This window comes from Nostoc sp. CALU 1950, assembly GCF_051172895.1.
GTDB classification, from domain to species: Bacteria; Cyanobacteriota; Cyanobacteriia; order Cyanobacteriales; family Nostocaceae; genus Nostoc; species Nostoc edaphicum_A.
The window spans coordinates 1-332 of the sequence record NZ_JBDNJQ010000446.1; the positions used below are offsets into that span (position 1 = coordinate 1).

General features: G+C 44.9%; 1 protein-coding gene. It reads right to left on the minus strand.

What is annotated here, in order from left to right; translation table 11 throughout:
- Positions 1-332: HEAT repeat domain-containing protein (locus ABF638_RS38375; RefSeq protein WP_435027951.1), on the minus strand; the 332-nt coding region annotated here is incomplete at both ends.

Below are 332 nucleotides of genomic sequence, written 5' to 3' on the forward strand. Positions count from 1 at the left end.
CTAAGCTTTCTGCTGCCACCCTACGAATATCACTATCAACCTGCGGGTTACGGATGATTGCTATCAAAGCGTCAATCGCCGTTTGTTTGCCAACGCCAATTTCCCCTAAGATTTTTGCTGCCCGGCAACGTGTAGAATTATGTACCTGCGGCTCATGGATAAGTGAGATCAAAGCGTCAATCGCTATTTGGTTGCCAACGCCAATTTCCTCTAAGGTAGATTCTATTCGCATATGCATAAAAATATCACTGCCTGAGTAACTGGCACGGATGAGTGTTATCAACCCTTCAATCACTGTTGGGTTGGCAGGGTCAATTTTCCTTAAGCTTTCT